This window comes from Corynebacterium qintianiae, assembly GCF_011038645.2.
In the GTDB taxonomy this organism is placed as follows: domain Bacteria; phylum Actinomycetota; class Actinomycetes; order Mycobacteriales; family Mycobacteriaceae; genus Corynebacterium; species Corynebacterium qintianiae.
On the sequence record NZ_CP064955.1, the window covers coordinates 160,344 to 178,641 of the forward strand.

Consider the following 18,298-nt stretch of genomic DNA (forward strand, 5'->3'; position numbering starts at 1 on the left):
CAAGGCATGCTTATCGACGACCGCGGCTCCGTCACCGTCGAAGCCGCCCTGTCGCTGGCGGTTCTGGTCACCGTGGCGGCCGCGATCGTCGCGGGCATCGCCACCATGGCCGCCTACATCTCCGCTGTGGACATTGCCGGGGCAGCAGCCCGCTCCCACGCCATCGGGGTTGACTTCACCCCGGCGCGGGGTAGCGTCAGGGTGTCGGAAACCGGTGGGATGGTCGAGGTCACCGCAGTTGTCCCCGCACCGATTTCCCCGATGACCGCGACGGCCTCTTTTCCCGTGGAGTTCCGATGAGCCGACGGATTGTCTTGGGGGACGAGGGGTATGCCACGGTCACGTCGGCGGGGATCGTCGCGGCCGTCGCCAGCCTTTGCGTTGTAGTCGCGGCACTGGGTGCGCATGTGGCGAATGACCACCGCGCCCAGGTGGCGGCGGACCTTGCCGCGGTTGCGGGGGCCGAAGCGCACTACCGCGGCGGGGAAGCTTGCCGCGCCGCGCGCGATACGGCGCTGTTGAACTCCGCCACTGCGCAATCCTGCGAAGTTGTGGGCGGCGACGTGATCGTAAGTGTCTCTGTCGGCGCAGCCTCAGCGAGGGCGCGCGCCGGCCCCCTGTGACATGCTCACCAGCGCGCCAAGCAATTTCAGAGCGGCGTGCTTGTCCAGGGGCTGGTTGCCGTTGCCGCACTTCGGGGACTGCACGCATGACGGGCATCCCGCCTCGCATCCGCAGGACTTCACGGTGTCGTAGGTGGCGCTGATCCACTCGTTAAAGCGCGCGAATCCCTCGTCGGCGAACCCGGCCCCACCGGGGTGTCCGTCGTAGACAAAAACCGTCGGCAACAGGGTGTCCTGGTGCAGTGCGGTGGACACCCCTCCAATGTCCCAGCGGTCACACGTCGCCAGCAGCGGGAGCAGGCCGATTGCGGCGTGTTCCGCAGCGTGCAGCGCGCCGGGGATCTCACCCGCGCTGATGCCGATCTTGTCCAAAACCAGCGGATCCACGGTGTACGCGACGGCGCGGGTGACCAGGCGCTGCTCGGGAAGGTCGAGCGGAATGTGCTCGGACACGGTGCCGTCGGGAAGCCGCACCACGTACCCCGTGACGCGGTCGACCACCTCGACGTCCACGCACGCAAGCCACAGCCCGGGGGAAGGGTTGGCGATTTCGTGGGCCTCTCCCAGGATCGTGATCTCGGTGGTCGAGCGAGCGTGGGTGGAGTAGTCGGGCGTTTCCGGTGCCGCCAGCGCGACGTAGTCGTCCAGGTCCAGGGTCTCGATGACGTAGTACTCGCCCTGGTGGATATACACGGCCCCGTCGTGGACCTGGCTCATCGCACGGGCCGCGTCAACGGTGCCGAGCAACCTCCCGTCCGAGACGTCGACAATCATCACCTGCTCGCCCGAGCCGCCCCGCAAACTTACCGTTGCGTGGGCGTTCTCCGGGGTCACGTCCCCTTCGAGCTGCGGCACCGCGAACCAGCCTGCACGGCGGCGGCGCAGGAAACCCTCGGAGACGAGGTCGTTGACAACCTCGTCGGCGCCGAATGCCTCCACGTCCTTCTCCGTGAGCGGCATCTCCACCGCGGCGCAGTAGATGTGCCCGCGAAGGATGTGCGGGTTGGATGGGTTGAACACACTGTTTTCCACCGGCGTGCCCAGCAGTGCTGCGGGGTGGTTGACCAGGTAGGTGTCCATCGGTTCGTCGCGGGCGATCATGACCACCACCGCAGCCTGGCCGCGGCGGCCCGCCCGGCCGGCCTGTTGGCGGAACGAGGCGACAGTGCCCGGGAAACCCGCCATAACCACGGCGTCGAGCCCGCCGACGTCAATGCCCAGTTCGAGCGCATTGGTCGTCGCCACCCCCAGTAGGTCACCGTTGTCCAGCGCGCGTTCCAGCACGCGGCGGTCCTCGGCGAGGTAACCCGCCCGGTAGGAGGCGATACGCTGGGCGAAATCCGCCCGACCCGCCACGACGAGGTCTTCGGCGGCCCGCATCGCAACGACCTCGGCTGCGCGCCGGGAGCGCACAAACGTCAAGGTGCGCGCACCATGCCGCACTAGCGCGGCCATCACGCCGGCGGCCTCGGTGGTGGCGGCGCGTCGCACGGGCGCACCGTGTTCTCCCTCGGCGCCCTCGATGAACCCCGGCTCCCACAGGATGAGGGACTTCTCGCCGGTCGGCGCTCCGTCGTCCGTGACGGCGACGACCCCGCGGCCGCACAACCGCGAGGCTTGGGCCGCCGGGTCGGCGGCAGTGGCGGAGGCGAAGATGAGTGTGGGCGACGAACCGTAGGCGGCGCACAAACGCAGCAGGCGCCGCAGTACCAGTGAAACGTTGGCGCCGAACACCCCGCGGTAGGTGTGGCATTCGTCCACCACCACGTAACGCAAGTGGCGCAGGAGGCGGGCCCAGCGGGCGTGACCGCTCAAGATTCCGGCGTGCAGCATGTCGGGATTGGTGAATACGAAGCGGGTCTGTTCCCGAATACCCGCGCGCGCCTCCACAGGGGTGTCGCCGTCGTAGGGGGCGGGGTTTACCCCCGACAACCCCCGTATAGACCGCACGAGCCGCGTGGCCGCCTGCAGCTGGTCTGACCCGAGGGCCTTGGTGGGGGTGAGATACATGGCGCACGCGGCCGGGTCGGACGCGAGGCTGGTCAGAACCGGAAGCTGGTAGCACAGCGACTTGCCCGAGGACGTTCCGGTGGACACGATAACGTCACGTCCCGCCCACGCCAGGTCAGCGGCGGTCCGCTGATGTGAATAGAGGTGCGTGAGGGAGGCGTCGATAAGCGAGCGCTTGAGCGCGGGGTCCACCCACTCCGGCCATGCGGCGAACCGGGCGGGGGACGCGGGGATCTCCTCGACGTGCGTGACGGTGGCGGATGGGAAGCGCTCGCGGAGCTGCGCGAGAATTTCGTCACCGTAGGAAACAGACATCGGGGGAAGATTACGCCACAACACTCGACGGGGCGAAAGATTCATGGCACAATAGTTGTTGGTCGCAGATTCTGTGTGCGCCTTGCTAGGTGCTCGCGAGTTTTTGTACGCGGGCACCAGGTCCATTTCTGGCCTGGTGGTTCCTCGACCGAGTTTCAACCACAATTTTTTGAAAGGCACATTAATGGCTACCGGAACTGTCAAATGGTTCAACGCTGAAAAGGGCTTCGGCTTCATCGCTCCGGAAGACGGCTCTGCCGACGTATTCGTCCACTACTCCGAGATCCAGGGCAACGGCTTCCGCACCCTCGAGGAGAACCAGCAGGTCGAGTTCGAGATCGGTGACGGCGCCAAGGGCCCGCAGGCTCAGGCCGTTCGTCCGCTCTAACTAGCAGGCGCTAACACGCTTCAACCCCCTCCCACGAGGGGGTTTTCGCATGCCGGGCCCTTTACAGCTTGGACACGCCGCGGCGCACGTCCAGCCACTCGAACAGGCGGACTTGCAGTTTCTGGATGACGAAGCCGACGAGCGAGCCGAGGGTGACGCCCACGATCATGGCGAGCAGCGGCCAGTCGGCGAACAGTGAGCCGCCCAAGTAACCTACGCCCACGCTGAGGAACGCCCAGATGACGACACCGATGGTGTCGTAAAGGAAGAACGCGAACCAGTTGTAGCCGACCGAGCCGAGAACGATCGTGGCCACCCACCGCGCCCACGGGATAAAGCGCGCGACGATGATGGTCACACCGGCCCGGCGCTTCATGTTCTTGCGCACCCACGTGATTGCGGCACCCGCCTTGGAGTCCGGGTTAAGCCGGTTGACCACTCCGATGAGCCGTTTGCCCAGCAGGTAGCAGATGTTGTCCCCAATTACGGCACCGATAATCGCCGCGACGATCACCCCCATGGGGTTGGGAACCCCGACAGACGCGGCGAAAGCGCCGGCGAGGTTGAGCACGGTTTCCGACGGAATGATGGGGGCGAGGGCGTCGCCGATGATCAGCAATGTGACCAGCGGGTAAAAGATCGGCATCTGCATGAGCTGCTCAAGGAAGCCGATCAGGGAATCGATCATCCGGTGCCTCCTTTCGGGCGCGGTCGGGGGTGCGAAATCTCCCAGCGATTCTAATGCGCCGGGCGTGCTCGCGCCTGGGAGGTTGCACCGAAGGTCATATTTCTCTGATACAACTAAGTGAGTTTTACTCCTGCACGCGCACAGGCGCATGAGGCGCTATTAATAAGGTGCAGATCGAGCAAGCACGAAGTGAGGTGTCACCCAGCGTGGCGGAAAACGGCAAGACCCTCGTCATCGTCGAGTCGGCGACGAAGGCCAAGAAGATCCAGAAATACCTGGGGGGCGACTACATTGTCGAGGCCTCCGTCGGGCACATCCGCGATCTCCCCGGCCGCGCGGCCGACATCCCGGAGAAGTACAAGAAGGAGCCGTGGGCCAAGCTGGGTGTGAACCCCGAGGCGGGGTTCGAGGCCATTTACGTCGTCAGCCCCGACAAGAAGAAGAAGGTGGCGGACCTCAAGGCCAAGCTGAAGCAGTCGGACAAGCTCCTGCTCGCGACAGACCCGGACCGCGAGGGCGAGGCCATCGCGTGGCACCTGCTGGAGACGCTGAAGCCCAAGGTGCCGGTGGAGCGCATGGTGTTCAACGAGATTACCGAGTCCGCCATCCTCGATGCCGCCGAGAACACCCGCGAGCTCGACCACCACCTGGTCGACGCGCAGGAGACCCGCCGCATCCTCGACCGCCTTTACGGTTACGAGGTCAGCCCGGTGTTGTGGAAGAAGGTCATGCCGCGCCTGTCGGCCGGCCGCGTGCAGTCGGTGGCCACGCGTGTGATCGTGGAGCGCGAGCGCGAACGCATGGCGTTCATTTCCGCGGAGTACTGGGATCTGACGGCCACGCTCAACGGCGATAGCGAGTTCGACGCGAAGCTGGTCTCGGTGGATGAGCGCCGCGTCGCGCAAGGCCGCGACTTCGACGACCGCGGCCGCCTGAAGTCGGACGGGGTCTACGTGGTGGACCAGCCCGCCGCGGAGGCGCTGGCCGAGGGACTGAAGGGCCGCGACATGACGGTCGCGAACGTGGAGGAGAAGCCGTATTCCCGCCGGCCCTACCCGCCGTTCATGACATCGACGCTGCAGCAGGAGGCGGGCCGCAAGCTCCACTTCACCTCCGCGCGCACGATGCGCATCGCGCAGCGGTTGTACGAGAACGGCCACATCACGTACATGCGTACGGACTCCGTCGCGCTGTCTGCCCAGGGACTCGACGCCGCACGTTCAGCGGCGACCGAGCTTTACGGTTCGAACTACGTCACATCCTCTCCCCGCACCTACGCGCGCAAGGCCAAAAACTCGCAGGAAGCGCACGAGGCGATCCGCCCGGCGGGCGAGCGCTTTGCGACGCCCGGCCAGCTCGCGTCCTCCCTGGACGCCGAGGAGTTCAAGCTCTACGAGCTGATCTGGCAGCGCACCGTCGCCTCCCAGATGGAGGACGCCCGCGGGACGTCCATGAAGGTCACCGTCGCTGGTTCCGCGTCGGGCGGCGAGAAGGTCGAGTTCGCCGCCACCGGCCGCACGATCACCTTCCCGGGCTGGCTGCGCGCGTATTCGGACTCCCAGGATTCCGAGACGCACTTGCCGCAGCTGAGCAAGGGCGACACTCTCGCGGCGACGAAAATCACAGCCGACGGCCATTCGACGAACCCGCCAGCGCGGTACAACGAGTCGAGCCTGGTCAAGAAGATGGAGGAGCTCGGCATCGGCCGCCCGTCGACGTACGCCTCCATTATCAAGACGATTCAGGACCGCGGTTACGTGGTCACCCGCGGCAACGCGCTTGTGCCCACGTGGGTCGCGTTCTCCGTGATCGGGTTGATGGAGAACAACTTCGACGCCCTGGTGGACTACGATTTCACCTCCTCGATGGAGGATGAGCTCGACGAGATCGCCCACGGGAACGAGAACCGTACCCAGTGGCTGACCGGTTTTTACTTCGGTGATGCTGAGGCGGATGACAACATGGCCGACGCCATCGCGCGTCGCGGCGGCTTGAAGAACATCATCGAGAGCAATCTTGAATCCATCGACGCTCGCCAGGTCAATTCGCTCAAGCTTTTCGACGACAACGAGGGCCGTCCCGTCAACGTCCGCGTCGGCCGCTATGGACCGTACATTGAGCGCGCCGTCGGTACGACCGCCGACGGTGAGCCGGAGTACCAGCGCGCCAACCTGCCTGAGTCGGCTACCCCGGACGAGATCACCCTCGAGATGGCGGAAAAGCTCTTCGCTACCCCGCAGTCCGGTCGCGAGCTGGGGGAAAACCCCGCCAACGGCCGCGTGGTGGTGGCCAAGGAGGGCCGCTACGGCCCGTACGTCACCGAGCTCGTGCGTGACGACGAGCGTGCCAGCGCCGAGGCGAAAGCCGAGGAGGTCGTGGCGGCCGAGCGCGCCCAGGAGGATGCGCAGCGGGCCGAGGAAGGTAAGCGGGCCAAGAACTGGGAGACAAAGACTGCTGCTGCCCAGAAGGAAAAGCGCATCGCGGAGCTGGTCGATGAGCAGCTCAAGCCCGCGACCGCCTCGTTGTTCGAGTCCATGGAGCCGGCCGAGGTTACCCTGGAGGACGCCTTGAAGCTGCTCAGCCTGCCCCGCGAGGTGGGCGTTGACCCGGCCGACAACGAGGTGATCACTGCCCAGAACGGCCGTTACGGCCCGTACCTGAAGAAGGGTTCCGATTCCCGTTCGTTGGCCAGCGAGGAACAAATTTTCTCGGTCACCCTCGAGGAGGCCCGCCGGATCTACGCCGAGCCGAAGCGCCGCGGCCGCGCGGCCGCTAAGCCGCCGCTGAAGATGCTGGGCGACAATGACGTGTCCGGCAAGCCGATGACGGTCAAGGACGGCCGTTTCGGCCCGTACGTCACGGACGGGGACACCAACGCGTCGCTCCAGCGCGGTGACACCCCGGAGACGCTCACGGACGAGCGCGCCAACGAGCTGCTGTCCGCCCGCCGCGCCCGCGAGGCGGAGGACGGCGGCGCGCCTGCGAAGAAGGCCACTAAGAAGCGGGCGGCCAAGAAGGCCAGCAAGAAGACGAGCAAAAAGGCAGCGAAAAAACCGGTGAAAAAACCGGCGAAAACCACCAAGCGCGTGGTCAAAGCTGGCAGCCGCACGAAGAAGTAGATAGAGAAGTAGCTAGTACCTGTCCGCCAGGGTGGAGCGGACAGGACGCGCAAGCTGCGTCATCTTTTTGCGGCCGCGCAGCTCGATCGACTTCATCAGCGTCCAGCGCTGCTGCTCCACTTCGTTGGCGGCCCGAAGTGTCGCGGCGTTAGTGAGCACGCGGCCCGGGGTGTCCTTGGCTAGGTCGGTGAGGCGGGCCGCCGCGTTGACGGCGTCGCCGATCACGGTGTACTCGAACCGGTCCGAACCGCCAATATGGCCGGCGACGACGTGGCCGGATGCGACACCGACCCCGGCCTGCAGTTTGAGCCCACGCAGCTCCTGGCGCAGTTCGCGGGCGGCTTGGAGTGCGTGGGAGGTGGCGTCGTGAAGCGCCGTGGGGGCCCCAAAAACCGCGAGCGCGGCGTCACCCTGGAACTTGTTGATCACGCCCTTATTGCGGTGGACGACACCAACCACGATCTCGAAGAACTCGTTGAGCGCGGTGACAACCTCCTCGGGGGAGTGGTTGACAGCGAAGGTCGTAGAGCCGATGACGTCGACGAAGACGACTGCCACCTTGCGGTCCTCCCCACCCAGCTCGGGCTTCTCCTCCAACGCGCGCTGCGCAACCTCGGTGCCCACGTAGCGGCCGAAGATGTCGCGCACCCGCTGGCGCTCGGTCAGGCCGCGCATCATCTCGTTGAAACCGGCCTGAAGAACACCGATCTCTGAGCCGTCATAGATGTCCACCTGAGTGTTTGACTCGCCGCGGCGGACTTTGTTGACCGCCTCCTGCAGCTCCTTGATCGGGTCGACCACGCCCATGATGGCGAAGATCGTTCCCAGGCTTCCCGTCACTAAGGCAGTCAGACACAGCGCCGCAACGGCGGGCATGAGCTCGCCGGGGGCGTCGGTGAAGAAGCCGCTGCGCTGCGCCCACACGAGCAGCAGAACGCCGACAAGCGGGAGGGCGGTGGTGGTGAACCAGGTCATGTACAAGCGGGTCTTGATCGGCGGCTCGAGCGTCGAGTCCTCGAAACGCCGCGCCAGAGCGGAGGCGGCGATGGGGCGCACTAGGCGGGCGGCCTGAACGTACGTCAAAAGCGCCACCACCAGGCAGGCCATGAGGGTGGAGACCACGACGACGAGGGTCAGGCGGGCGTCGACACGCGAGGTTGCGATGGTGGCGATCGCGATGCCGATCAGCCACACGGCAACCACGATCGCGGTCTGCAGCGTGGGGATACGCATCACGAGGTTGCGCACCATGTTCGGGTCGTGGCGCTCGGGTTCGCGCTGCCACTCGAGCACGGGCCTGAATAGGAAGAAGGTGACCACGATGCCGACGACGACTGCGAAGGCGAAATAACTCACCCCGAGCACACCGAGGCCGCCGCCGGTGACGGAGAGCTGTTCAACCTCCGCCATCGGGATGAAGTAGCGAATGAACGTCATGATGGCGATGGCGCCGAAGACGTTGGTGCCCAGCACGGTCGCGGCGTAGAGGGGCCACGATGTGCCCCACAGCCACTTGAAACCGCGCCAAATTCTACCCACGACGAACTACCTTAATGGGATGGCGGTGCTCGCGGGGCAGCTAGTAGTGTTGCGTGCGTGACTGGGGCTAGCGTGACGGAGCGCCTCGCGGACATTCCGCGTGTGCGCGAGACGATCCTGCGGGCGGCCGAGGCGGCGCGCGGCGGGGAGGGCGTGGACACGTACGCCATGGCGCATGCGTGGCTCTTCACCGGCCCTCCCGGCGCCGGGCGCTCCAACACGGCCGTGGCGTTTGCCGCGGCCCTGGTGTGCACGGACCCGCACGAGATCGGCTGCGGGCGCTGCGTGAACTGCCGCGGTGTCTTCTCCGGTTCCCACACCGACGTCGTCCGCATCGTGCCGGAGGAGTTGTCCATCTCGGTCGAGACGGTCCGCGGCATCATTCACCAGGCTTCGCGCCTGCCGACCGTGGGCGCGTGGCGGGTCATCATCATCGACGAGGCGGACCGCTTTTCGACGGCCGCGGCCGACGCCTTCCTCAAAACCGTCGAAGAGCCCCCTGCCTCAACCGTGATCATCCTGTCCGCGCCGTCGACGGACCCGGAAGACTTCTCTCCCACGCTGCGCTCGCGCTGCCGCCACGTGTACATCCCGGCACCGTCGGAAAGCGAGATCGTGCGGATTCTGACCCAAGAGGAAGGGGCGAGCGAGGACGTCGCTCGTCTGGCCGCGGCCGCGTCGCTGCACCACATCGGTCGGGCTCGCCGACTTGTGAAAGAGAAGGGTGCGCAGGTGCACCGGGCCCAGGTGATCAACCTGGCGGAGATGGTCTTCCACGGTGACGAGGCGTTCAAGGCCGTCGGTGCGCTGATCAAGGCCGCTGAGAATGAGGCGGTGGCCTCACACGAGGAGGCCGACGCTCTGGAGCGTGAGAAGCTGGAGCAGGCGCTCGGCGTGGGAGCGAAGGGTAAGGGGGCGGTGAAGGCCTTGCGGGGCGCGGCCTCCAGCGTGAAGAAGCTGGAGACGCAGCAGAAGGCCCGCGGCACGCGTCGCACCCGCGATGTACTCGACCTCGTGCTGGTGGACCTCGCTGGCGTGTACCGCGACGCGCTCGTCGTGCAGAGCGACGCGCGGGTGGGCCTGACGCACCCGGACTTCGAGGGCTTGTCCGCGGAGATCGCGCAACGCGTCTCGCGCGAGGGCCTCGTCGCGTGCCAGGACGCCATCGCGAAATGCCGCGAAGGCCTCGACCAGAACGTCACCCCGGTCATCGCCTTCAACGGCATGCTCGGCCGCATCCGCCAAGCCTGCAACGTTAAATAACCTGCGGGTTTTCTCGCACGCCACGTCCTAGGTTAAGCTATTTTATCGGTCCGCCCGTCATGCGCGTGCGACCGGCCGCCTTAGCTCAGTCGGTAGAGCATCTCACTCGTAATGAGAAGGTCGCGAGTTCGATTCTCGCAGGCGGCTCCATGCTCAGCGTTTAGCGCCGAGGCTTAAACTGCGGCCCTCACATGGTGGTGGGCGGCTGCGGGCCTCGATTGACGCCCGTCGATGATAACTGCCCCGTAGCTGTCGGTGCCATCCACATTCCGCTAGCTGTCCCAGCTGCGAGACGTGTGCGCCCTCACCCCATCCACAGGACGGTGCGTAGCTCCGCGAAGAGCTCGGGGCGGATGCTGTGGGTTACCGTTCGGCCAGCGCGGTGTTTCTGAAGAAGGCCGGCTTCGGTCAACTTTTTCAGATGGTAGGAAACGGTTGGCTGGCTCAATCTGACGAGTTCGGTGAGCTCGCTGACGCTGATTGGACCGCAGCCGCTCTTCGCTAACTGCGACAGGATCTGCAGCCTAACTGGATCTGCAAGTACCTTGAAGAGGGTGGCGTAGCGGGTGGCCTCCGCATCAGTGAGCGGACCCGTGCTCAACGAGCAGCACTCAGTGAGGTTGGGGAGGGGCTGAAGCTGGGAGGAGGCCATGCTGTTCAGCATATATTGACGAACATCAATATCGGAAGTATTTTGACATCGATAAACATCAATACTTCGAAAGGTGCTCGATGGCTCCACCGGTCAGACCCGCCCACATGTCCATCCTCGACACGCTCCTTCCGCTCTGGATCGTTCTGGCCATGATTACCGGGTTGATTCTCGGGCACGTTGTCCCCGGTCTCGGTAGCGCCCTTGGCGCCTTTGAGGTCGGTGGAATCTCATTGCCCATCGCGCTGGGGCTTTTCGTGATGATGTATCCTCCTCTGGCGAAGGTCCGCTACGAGAAGGTTCGAGCGATCACGACGGACAAGCGATTGATGCTTGTCTCGCTACTGCTCAACTGGGTTGTCGGCCCGGCTTTCATGTTTGCTTTGGCCTGGATTTTCCTGCCCGATGAGCCGGAACTGCGCACGGGCTTGATCATCGTGGGGTTGGCTCGTTGTATCGCAATGGTGCTTGTGTGGTCCGATCTGGCGTGCGGTGACCGTGAAGCAACAGTGGTGCTAGTAGCAATTAACTCGGTGTTTCAGGTTCTGATGTTCGGCGTTCTAGGTTGGTTCTACCTCCAGGTTCTTCCTTCCTGGTTAGGGCTAGAAACGACTTCCGCGGAATTCTCCTTCGCTTCAATCGTTAGCTCCGTGCTCGTTTTCTTGGGTATTCCGCTGCTGGCCGGAATCTTGTCTCGAGTGATCGGCGAGAGGACCATAGGGCGCAGTTGGTATGAGAAGAAGTTTCTACCCGCGATCTCGCCACTGGCCCAGCTCGGGCTCCTTTACACCATCGTTTTGCTGTTCTCGCTGCAGGGAGAGCACATCACTTCCCAGCCGTGGACCGTGGCACGCGCGGCAATCCCGCTGCTCGCCTATTTCATAGGCATGTTTACGTTTGCCCTGTTGGCTTCGAAAGCGTCCGGGATGGGTTATGCCCAGTCCGCGTCAGTGTCATTTACCGCAGCGGGCAACAATTTCGAGCTCGCCATCGCGGTGGCTATCGGCACATTCGGCACGGCCTCCGCGCAGGCTCTTGCGGGTACCATCGGCCCACTCATCGAAATTCCCGTATTGGTCGGGCTCGTCTATATCATTCTATGGGTTGGCCCTAGGCTCTTCCCGGGTGATCCCACTGTGCCCCCGAACCGAACCCCTTTTGCTACTTCCACCACGCCGAAAGAAACCATCTTCTCATGACAGCCAACCCCTCCGTCCTTTTCGTCTGCGTCGGCAACGGCGGTAAATCGCAGATGGCTGCTGCGCTCGCCGCCAAGCAGGCCGGTGACCGCCTGCGGGTACATTCCGCCGGTACGAAACCGGGTACCACGCTCAACGCTCAGTCCGTTGAGGCCATCGCCGAGGTCGGCGCAGACATGTCTCAAGGAATTCCGAAGAGCGTTGATCCAGAACTTCTGCGGCGGGTCGACCGCACCATCATCATCGGCGCCGACGCTGAGTTGGAGTTGCCTGCCGACGCCCGCGGTACGCTTCAGCGCTGGGTGACGGATGAGCCGTCGGAACGCGGCATCGAAGGTATGGAACGGATGCGCTTAATCCGCGATGACATCGATGCCCGCGTGCGACAGCTCGTCGAAGAGATACTAGGCCGCCGGGCCCCCTAACCTCTTGACTGAAAGGACGCGCACACTCACTCCTTATCCGTGGCTGATCTGCGCCGCCGGTAGTACACCTGGCGGCGGACTCGGGCCACCGCTTCACCGGCCTCGTTAGTGACTTCGGTGTCGAACCAGTGCAGGTACTTCGAGCCGTCGGCAGTTCTCTCCTTGATCAGCTCGAACGTCTCGTCTGGGATCTCCATGACCGCGGTGATCGTTCCCTTGCCGGGTTTGAGGAACCTGACCTCGCCCGCGACATCCCACACGCTGTATTCCTTGCCCAGCCGGGCCATGGAGGCGAGCATGAAGAACGGGTCGGTCATAGCCATGATGGTTCCGCCGAACGCGGTGCCCACGGCGTTCTGGTTGAGCTTGTTCAGCTTGTGCGCAACCACGACACGGGAGCCGTCGTCCGCGAACTCCTTGACGCGGATTCCCGCTCCGAGGAACGGGGGCCAAAAATTCATGAAGCGGCGCAGTGTTTTCGCGGACCAGTGCATGTGCTCTCCTCGCTGGGCGGGTCGGGGTTTTGCCTAGTGTAGCGCTACGCGCCAGTTCTATTCTCCGCGTTGCGACGGCGGGAGCAGGCGAGGCACCACCTTGCCAGTCGCGTTGCGGGGCAGCTCGTCGACGAAGTTGACGTCGCGGGGGATCGAGTGGTCTGCGAGGTTGTCGCGAACCCACTCGCGGACGTGCTCGGCGGTGAGCTTCTGGCCGACGTCGTCGAGGGTTCGCACCACCCACACCGCAATACGCTGGAACGTGTTCTCGTCGTCGACACCGCCGGAATGGACGTCGTCGATGCCGGGCATGCGTTCGAGGGTCTGGGTGACGGACTGGGGGTGAACGTTCTCTCCACCGACGATGATCATGTCGTCGTTTCGGCTGAGCACGTGGAGGTACCCGTCGGCGTCGAAGTATCCGAGGTCGCCCATCTCCACGAGACCGTCGATGGTCACGATGGGAGTTTCGGGGTTCGAGTACCCCTTGAGCGCCGTCTCGTTGTTGAGGAAGATGCGCCCCACCTGGCCTGTGGAAACTTCCTGATCGTTATCGTCGTAAATGCGCAGGATCGTGCCCGGAGGGACTCGGCCCGCAACGGTCGGGTCGGCGGCGATGAGCTGGGGCTCCGCGCACGCGGCCAGGGCGAGCTCCGTGGAACCGTAGTAGTTGGCAAGGATCGGACCGAACCGCTCAGTCATGCGCTCAACGATGACCGGGGTGAGAGCATTGCCGGCCGAGGCGATGAACTTCAGGCGCGACGTGTCCCATCGCTCATTGCCGGGGAGGTCGAGCATCTGCTTGAAGAAAATGGGGGACGATAGCAGCCCGTCACAGCGATAGTGGTCGATCTGACGAAAGACATTCTCGGGGTTGAACACTCGCTGGGTGACGATGGTGTTTCGAGCGCCGAGCGAGACGTTGACCGCCGACCAGCCCCAGGTGTGGAACATTGAAGCCGTGATCTGCACCGCCATGCCAGAACGCCAGGGAACGGCGTCGAGGTACCCCGCGACAACGAAAGGAAGAACGGGCTCGGGGCGCAGAATTCCCTTCGGGATACCGGAGGTGCCGGAGGACATTAAAACGATGTTGCCGTGCTCGGGAAAGGCGGGGAGACGGGGGAGGTCTTCATCACCGGCTGCGACAATGTTATCTATGGAGTCGTAGGTCCCGTGGGCGGTGCTCGTGTGGGCCCAGATCACCTGCACCTGCTGCATGATGTCGGATTCGTGGGGGATGCGGTCAGCGAATTCGTCGTCAATGAATAGCACGTTGACGTTATTCTCCTCGAAGATTCCGGCGAGCTGCTCCGGGGAGGATCCGACGTTGAGCAGGAAGAGTTCACCGCCTGCGTAACCCTTCGCCCCCATCGGGATTATGATGCCACGGCCGTTACGGGCCATGACGCCGATACGCAGCGCATCCAGACCTCGCTCTTCTTTTTGTGCGAGCAACCACCGCGCCACCGTGCGGGTCTGGTTGCGCAGCTGGCGGTAGGTGAGGACACCGTCGTCGTCGATAAGCGCGTTGCGTTCTGGGCACACGTTCGACCCCTGCTCGAGCTCTCTGGCGGTGGTGAACCGGTAGCGTGCCAATGTCGGCAAAGTCAAAAGTGTGGCCTTCAATTTTCCCTCCGTGCCGAGGAGGCCTGCTCTATTCGCGGACCTGACGAAGCGGCCGAGAGAGGTGGCGGTAAAGGCGGCGCGCTGCAGGGGGTTCAGTGGCGGCATGGGTACTACTTTCCATTTGTGATCGTGCGGGAGCGACTCCACACTCTATCGGTTTCGCGGGCGAAATCATTTCGAGCATACGATATAGGAGAGTGCCTCCTGTTGCCGAAGTTACAGATGTTGCTATTCTGTCCCCTGAAATTTGGACACGCTAAGTAACAATTCCCCCGCTTTCCGTTATTAATCTATTAAGCGCCCCGCCCCGTAAACGACAAGAGGAGCCTGTCATGACCGCTCGATCCCTCCGCCACCGCATCGCGGCGACATGCGCCGCGGCGCTCGCTGCCGTAGCCGTAGCTCAGGCGCCGCAGGCCGGTGCGCAGGAGCGCAACCTGGTCATCTTCGGCGACTCCGTCATCGCGGACCCGAATGCGCCCCAGTGGCTCAATGGCAAGCTCGGCCTGGACCCGCGTGGTTCCTCCGGCGTGGACAAGTGGTGCCCTCAGAGCCCGACCAGCTGGGGCCGGCAGGCCGCCGCCAAGCTGGGCCTTTCCCCGTGGGACTACTCCTGCACGGGTACGACAACCATCTCCCAGGGGCCGCAGCTCTACACCCAAATCGATCGCGCGCTTAACGACGGCGGACTCAACGCCAACACCGCGCGCGTCATCATTTCGACCGGCTTCAACGACACCTACAACAACGACGGCCGCCCCGACGCCGACGTGCGCCGCGATTTTGTGAATTACATGATCCCGCAAATCAACCGCATTCGCGCCGCCGCCCCGAACGCGCGGATCCAATTCGTCGGGTACCCGAAGATCACCGCGGGAGACCGCGTCTGCCTATTCCACATCGCCCCGAATTCCTCCGACTGGACTCCTTTTGCACAGGTGGAGCGTTGGGAGAACCAGGCCCAGTGGATGCAGGTGGACGCGGCGCGCGCCACCGGTACTGAGTTCCTCGACCTCAAGCCCTCGACGTGGGACAACAACATGTGCTCCCCGGACAATCAGCGCATGTGGGCCGGCCTGGTCGACTTCTACGGTGGCCCCGGCAATCTCCCCATCCACGTGAACCAGCGCGGCCACGATCACGTGTCCGACGTCATCGCGGCATCGTAACTTCCACGCTAGGCTCGGGGGCATGAGTGAACACGTCACAGGAGTCATCGCCCGCGAGAAGGGCAGCGGTGTCGAAGTGGTCGACATCGTCATCCCCGAGCCGGGCCCGCACGATGTGGTGGTCAAGGTCCAGGCGACGGGCGTGTGCCACACGGATCTCGCCTACCGCGACGGTGACATCGCCGATGAGTTCCCCTTCCTGCTCGGGCACGAGACCGCAGGCGTGGTTGATTCCGTCGGCGACGCTGTGACCCACGTCGGAGTCGGTGACTTCGTCGTTCTCAACTGGCGCGCCGTGTGCGGCGAGTGCCGCGCCTGCCGCAAAGGCGACGTGAAGAATTGCTTCAACACCCATAACGCCTCCAAGCCCATGACGCTTGTCGACGGCACCGAGCTCACGCCCGCCCTCGGAATCGGGTCATTCGCCGAAAAGACGCTCGTGCACGAGAAGCAATGCACCAAGGTCAACCCCGAGGAGGATCCGGCGGCGGCCGGGTTGCTCGGCTGCGGCATCATGGCGGGTCTGGGCGCGGCGGTGAACACGGGTGCGGTGCAGCGCGGGGAATCAGTTGCCGTCTTCGGCCTCGGCGGCGTGGGCCTCGCAGCGGTCGCCGGAGCAGCGTTGGCGGGGGCGACGACGATTGTCGCCGTCGACTTGGACCAGCGCAAATGCGACGCTGCTGAGGAGCGTTTCGGTGCAACGCACGCAATCTGCTCGAAGGGAATGAGCGAGGATGAAGTGATCGACGCGGTCCGCGCCCTGACCGGCGGTTTCGGTACAGACGTTACCGTCGATGCGGTGGGAATCCAGCCAACCTGGCGCCAGGCGTTCTACTCCCGTGATCTCGCCGGCCGCATGGTAATGGTCGGTGTCCCCAACATGACGGACCACATCGACATCCCCGCCATCGACATGTACGGCCGCGGCGGGTCGATCAAGCCCGCCTGGTACGGTGATTGCCTCCCGGAGCGGGACTTTCCCGCGTATGTGGACCTGCACATGCAGGGGCGCTTCCCCCTCGGTGAGTTCGTTTCGGAGCGGATCGGTGTAAGCGATATCGAGCAGGCCTTTGACAAAATGAAGCGCGGCGACGTGCTCAGAAGCGTGGTGGAGTTCTCGTGACATTCAGAGTCGAAAACGTTGTCACCTCGGGAGTGTTCCGCCTCGACGGCGGTGAGTGGGACGTGGATAATAACGTTTGGATCGTCGGCGACGACAGCGAGGTTTACATCATTGACGCTGCCCACGATGCCGAGGCGATTGCACAGGCCGTCGGTAACCGCACGGTCAAAGGCATCATCGCGACCCACGGCCACAACGACCACGTCGACGCCGCCCCCCTGTTGAGCAAACTTGTCGACGCCCCAGTGCACCTGCACCCGGGAGACGACATGCTCTGGTACGACGCCAACCCGACCGAGAAGTTCGTCGAGATGGAAGACGCGCAGGTCTTCCGCGTGGCGGGCACGGATCTGAAGGTGCTGTCCACGCCGGGGCATTCCCCCGGGTCAGTGGTGCTCTATGCGGAGGAAGCCGGCGAGCTGTTCTCCGGGGACACGCTTTTCCAGGGGGGTCCGGGAGCGACGGGACGTTCTTACTCGTCGTTCGAGACGATCATCGATTCGCTGCAGAAGCGCGTGCTCGACCTACCGGCGGAGACTCTTGTGCGCACCGGGCACGGAGACCACACCACGATCGGTGACGAAGCCCCGCACCTAGAGGAGTGGATCAAGCGCGGCCACTAGCCTCGTCGGGGCGGACGGCGTTCTGCAGCGCCACCGCCCGGGCGAGGCGGGCGTAGCGCAGCTCCTGTTCGCGGAAGCGGGTCCACGTGGAGATCGTCGTAAAGAAAAACGCAACGACGAGCACATAGAGCATGAGGTCGGTGCCGCGGTCCACGCCGAGCCAGTTGGCGAGGACAGTGACGTCATCGGGGCGCAGAATCGCCCACACCGCGGCGGCAATGAGGCCGACGAAACCGATCTTCACCCACGCCTTCGCGTTGGCCTTCTTGCGGTTGGTGAAAAAGTAGAAGGCCAGCGCGAGCGCGGCGACGAGGAGCAGAATTTGAATCACGGCAGCCTCCGGGCAACAATTCCGTCGGCGAGGATGTTCACGCCGTTGATCAGGGACTGCCCCTTGCTCATCGAGTACTCGGTGTAAAGGATGTCCACGGGCTCTTCGGCAACCCGCCACCCCTGGTTGTCAATCATGGAGACAATCTCTGAGGCGTGGGACATGCCGTTCATGCGGATGTTCATCTCGTCGGCGACCTTCTTGTTGAAGGCGCGCAGCCCGTTGTGCGCGTCCGAAAGGCCGAGGCGGCGGGTGCGGGGGGAGAGCATGACCACCGTCTTGAGCACGACGCGCTTAATCCAGGGAACCTGGGTGTTCTCCTGGCCGGCGAAGCGGGTGCCGACCACGATGTCGATGGGCTCCTCGCGCAGCCGCGCCACCATTTTGACAACGTCCTTGACCTGGTGCTGGCCGTCCGCGTCGAAGGTGACGAAGTAGCGCGCACCGGGCTGCGAACGGGCGTACTCCACGCCCGTCTGAATGGCGGCGCCCTGGCCCAGGTTCACCGGGTGGTTGACCAGGTGCGCACCCGCGGCACGGATGGCGGCGGCAGAGTTGTCCTTCGAGCCGTCGTTGACTGCGACGACGTTGGGAAACGTTTCCCGCGCATGCTCGATGACGTCCTGGATGACCTGCCCCTCGTTGTAACAGGGGATGACCAGCCAGGTATCCGCGAAGTCCTGGGTATTGTTCATATCGGGGCCCACG

18 protein-coding genes and 1 tRNA gene are annotated in these 18,298 nt (G+C 64.2%); 11 read left to right on the top strand and 8 right to left on the bottom strand.

Going from position 1 to position 18,298, the window contains the following annotated elements; all coding sequences use genetic code 11:
• Nucleotides 1-6 precede the first annotated feature (6 nt).
• Together G7Y29_RS00840 and G7Y29_RS00845 are read left to right on the top strand one after the other, a co-directional pair.
• A complete protein-coding gene (locus G7Y29_RS00840; protein ID WP_165002863.1) occupies nucleotides 7-300 on the top strand; it encodes a hypothetical protein in 294 nt (97 codons plus the stop codon).
• Entirely contained in the window at nucleotides 297-623 is a 327-nt protein-coding gene (locus G7Y29_RS00845; RefSeq protein ID WP_165002861.1) for an Rv3654c family TadE-like protein, read from the top strand. The genes G7Y29_RS00840 and G7Y29_RS00845 overlap by 4 nt, the downstream gene beginning before the upstream one ends.
• On the opposite strand, the gene G7Y29_RS00850 is transcribed toward G7Y29_RS00845, so the two are convergent.
• The gene (locus tag G7Y29_RS00850) at nucleotides 594-2,948 is read right to left on the bottom strand and encodes a DEAD/DEAH box helicase (protein ID WP_165002859.1); all 2,355 of its coding nucleotides are present in this window, start codon (nucleotides 2,946-2,948) and stop codon (nucleotides 594-596) included. The two genes, G7Y29_RS00845 and G7Y29_RS00850, sit on opposite strands and share 30 nt — an antisense overlap.
• A gap of 184 nt (nucleotides 2,949-3,132) precedes the next feature.
• Here G7Y29_RS00850 and G7Y29_RS00855 point away from each other — a divergent pair, with 184 nt between their 5' ends.
• On the top strand, nucleotides 3,133-3,336 hold the full coding sequence (locus G7Y29_RS00855; RefSeq protein ID WP_165002857.1) for a cold-shock protein: 204 nt from the start codon (nucleotides 3,133-3,135) through the stop codon (nucleotides 3,334-3,336).
• A gap of 61 nt (nucleotides 3,337-3,397) precedes the next feature.
• Here the strand turns inward: G7Y29_RS00855 and G7Y29_RS00860 are convergent, their stop codons facing one another.
• Entirely contained in the window at nucleotides 3,398-4,024 is a 627-nt protein-coding gene (locus G7Y29_RS00860; RefSeq protein WP_165002855.1) for a DedA family protein, read from the bottom strand.
• Nucleotides 4,025-4,230: 206 nt separating this feature from the next.
• On the opposite strand from G7Y29_RS00860, the gene topA reads away from it, so the two are divergent.
• Nucleotides 4,231-7,143 carry a type I DNA topoisomerase gene (topA, locus tag G7Y29_RS00865; protein WP_196820159.1) on the top strand — a complete coding sequence of 971 codons (2,913 nt, stop codon included), beginning with the start codon at nucleotides 4,231-4,233 and terminating at the stop codon, nucleotides 7,141-7,143.
• Between the two features lie 12 nt (nucleotides 7,144-7,155).
• Here the strand turns inward: topA and G7Y29_RS00870 are convergent, their stop codons facing one another.
• Entirely contained in the window at nucleotides 7,156-8,682 is a 1,527-nt protein-coding gene (locus G7Y29_RS00870) for an adenylate/guanylate cyclase domain-containing protein (protein ID WP_165002851.1), read from the bottom strand.
• A 57-nt stretch (nucleotides 8,683-8,739) separates the two neighbouring features.
• Between G7Y29_RS00870 and G7Y29_RS00875 the strand changes: the two genes are divergently transcribed.
• Nucleotides 8,740-9,945 (top strand): DNA polymerase III subunit delta', encoded by a 1,206-nt coding sequence (locus tag G7Y29_RS00875; protein WP_165002849.1) that lies wholly within the window; start codon nucleotides 8,740-8,742, stop codon nucleotides 9,943-9,945.
• 74 nt (nucleotides 9,946-10,019) lie between these two features.
• Nucleotides 10,020-10,095, top strand: a tRNA-Thr gene (locus tag G7Y29_RS00880).
• A gap of 154 nt (nucleotides 10,096-10,249) precedes the next feature.
• On the opposite strand, the gene G7Y29_RS00885 is transcribed toward G7Y29_RS00880, so the two are convergent.
• Complete coding sequence (locus tag G7Y29_RS00885) at nucleotides 10,250-10,597, bottom strand: ArsR/SmtB family transcription factor (RefSeq protein WP_165002847.1); 348 nt, start codon at nucleotides 10,595-10,597, stop codon at nucleotides 10,250-10,252.
• A gap of 80 nt (nucleotides 10,598-10,677) precedes the next feature.
• Here G7Y29_RS00885 and arsB point away from each other — a divergent pair, with 80 nt between their 5' ends.
• Nucleotides 10,678-11,796 (top strand): ACR3 family arsenite efflux transporter, encoded by a 1,119-nt coding sequence (gene arsB / locus G7Y29_RS00890; protein ID WP_165002845.1) that lies wholly within the window; start codon nucleotides 10,678-10,680, stop codon nucleotides 11,794-11,796.
• Nucleotides 11,793-12,221: an arsenate-mycothiol transferase ArsC gene (locus G7Y29_RS00895; RefSeq protein ID WP_165002843.1), complete on the top strand. Its 429-nt coding sequence runs from the start codon at nucleotides 11,793-11,795 to the stop codon at nucleotides 12,219-12,221. Before arsB ends, G7Y29_RS00895 begins: the two co-directional genes overlap by 4 nt.
• 26 nt (nucleotides 12,222-12,247) lie before the next feature.
• Here the strand turns inward: G7Y29_RS00895 and G7Y29_RS00900 are convergent, their stop codons facing one another.
• Nucleotides 12,248-12,682, bottom strand: a complete 435-nt coding sequence (locus tag G7Y29_RS00900) for a DUF4442 domain-containing protein (protein ID WP_235933523.1) — start codon at nucleotides 12,680-12,682, stop codon at nucleotides 12,248-12,250.
• A 90-nt stretch (nucleotides 12,683-12,772) separates the two neighbouring features.
• Complete coding sequence (locus tag G7Y29_RS00905) at nucleotides 12,773-14,449, bottom strand: AMP-binding protein (RefSeq protein WP_165002839.1); 1,677 nt, start codon at nucleotides 14,447-14,449, stop codon at nucleotides 12,773-12,775.
• A 227-nt stretch (nucleotides 14,450-14,676) separates the two neighbouring features.
• Here G7Y29_RS00905 and G7Y29_RS00910 point away from each other — a divergent pair, with 227 nt between their 5' ends.
• From G7Y29_RS00910 to G7Y29_RS00920, 3 genes are read left to right on the top strand one after another with little or no spacing between them, the layout of a single operon-like run.
• Complete coding sequence (locus G7Y29_RS00910; RefSeq protein WP_165002837.1) at nucleotides 14,677-15,513, top strand: GDSL-type esterase/lipase family protein; 837 nt, start codon at nucleotides 14,677-14,679, stop codon at nucleotides 15,511-15,513.
• Nucleotides 15,514-15,535: 22 nt separating this feature from the next.
• A complete protein-coding gene (locus G7Y29_RS00915; protein ID WP_165002835.1) occupies nucleotides 15,536-16,636 on the top strand; it encodes an S-(hydroxymethyl)mycothiol dehydrogenase in 1,101 nt (366 codons plus the stop codon).
• On the top strand, nucleotides 16,633-17,259 hold the full coding sequence (locus G7Y29_RS00920) for an MBL fold metallo-hydrolase (protein ID WP_165002834.1): 627 nt from the start codon (nucleotides 16,633-16,635) through the stop codon (nucleotides 17,257-17,259). The genes G7Y29_RS00915 and G7Y29_RS00920 overlap by 4 nt, the downstream gene beginning before the upstream one ends.
• On the opposite strand, the gene G7Y29_RS00925 is transcribed toward G7Y29_RS00920, so the two are convergent.
• Nucleotides 17,243-17,590, bottom strand: a complete 348-nt coding sequence (locus tag G7Y29_RS00925; protein ID WP_165002832.1) for a DUF2304 domain-containing protein — start codon at nucleotides 17,588-17,590, stop codon at nucleotides 17,243-17,245. The genes G7Y29_RS00920 and G7Y29_RS00925 overlap by 17 nt on opposite strands.
• The gene (locus G7Y29_RS00930; protein WP_165002830.1) at nucleotides 17,587-18,285 is read right to left on the bottom strand and encodes a glycosyltransferase family 2 protein; all 699 of its coding nucleotides are present in this window, start codon (nucleotides 18,283-18,285) and stop codon (nucleotides 17,587-17,589) included. The genes G7Y29_RS00925 and G7Y29_RS00930 overlap by 4 nt, the downstream gene beginning before the upstream one ends.
• Between the last annotated feature and the right edge of the window lie 13 nt (nucleotides 18,286-18,298).

Coding starts and splice junctions, on each gene's coding strand:
- G7Y29_RS00840 (WP_165002863.1), top strand. CDS start 7: ATGCTTATCGACGACCGCGGCTCCGTCACCGTCGAAGCCGCCCTGTCG.
- G7Y29_RS00845 (WP_165002861.1), top strand. CDS start 297: ATGAGCCGACGGATTGTCTTGGGGGACGAGGGGTATGCCACGGTCACG.
- G7Y29_RS00850 (WP_165002859.1), bottom strand. CDS start 2,948: ATGTCTGTTTCCTACGGTGACGAAATTCTCGCGCAGCTCCGCGAGCGC.
- G7Y29_RS00855 (WP_165002857.1), top strand. CDS start 3,133: ATGGCTACCGGAACTGTCAAATGGTTCAACGCTGAAAAGGGCTTCGGC.
- G7Y29_RS00860 (WP_165002855.1), bottom strand. CDS start 4,024: ATGATCGATTCCCTGATCGGCTTCCTTGAGCAGCTCATGCAGATGCCG.
- G7Y29_RS00885 (WP_165002847.1), bottom strand. CDS start 10,597: ATGGCCTCCTCCCAGCTTCAGCCCCTCCCCAACCTCACTGAGTGCTGC.
- arsB (WP_165002845.1), top strand. CDS start 10,678: ATGGCTCCACCGGTCAGACCCGCCCACATGTCCATCCTCGACACGCTC.
- G7Y29_RS00895 (WP_165002843.1), top strand. CDS start 11,793: ATGACAGCCAACCCCTCCGTCCTTTTCGTCTGCGTCGGCAACGGCGGT.
- G7Y29_RS00900 (WP_235933523.1), bottom strand. CDS start 12,682: ATGAATTTTTGGCCCCCGTTCCTCGGAGCGGGAATCCGCGTCAAGGAG.
- G7Y29_RS00905 (WP_165002839.1), bottom strand. CDS start 14,449: ATGCCGCCACTGAACCCCCTGCAGCGCGCCGCCTTTACCGCCACCTCT.
- G7Y29_RS00910 (WP_165002837.1), top strand. CDS start 14,677: ATGACCGCTCGATCCCTCCGCCACCGCATCGCGGCGACATGCGCCGCG.
- G7Y29_RS00915 (WP_165002835.1), top strand. CDS start 15,536: ATGAGTGAACACGTCACAGGAGTCATCGCCCGCGAGAAGGGCAGCGGT.
- G7Y29_RS00930 (WP_165002830.1), bottom strand. CDS start 18,285: ATGAACAATACCCAGGACTTCGCGGATACCTGGCTGGTCATCCCCTGT.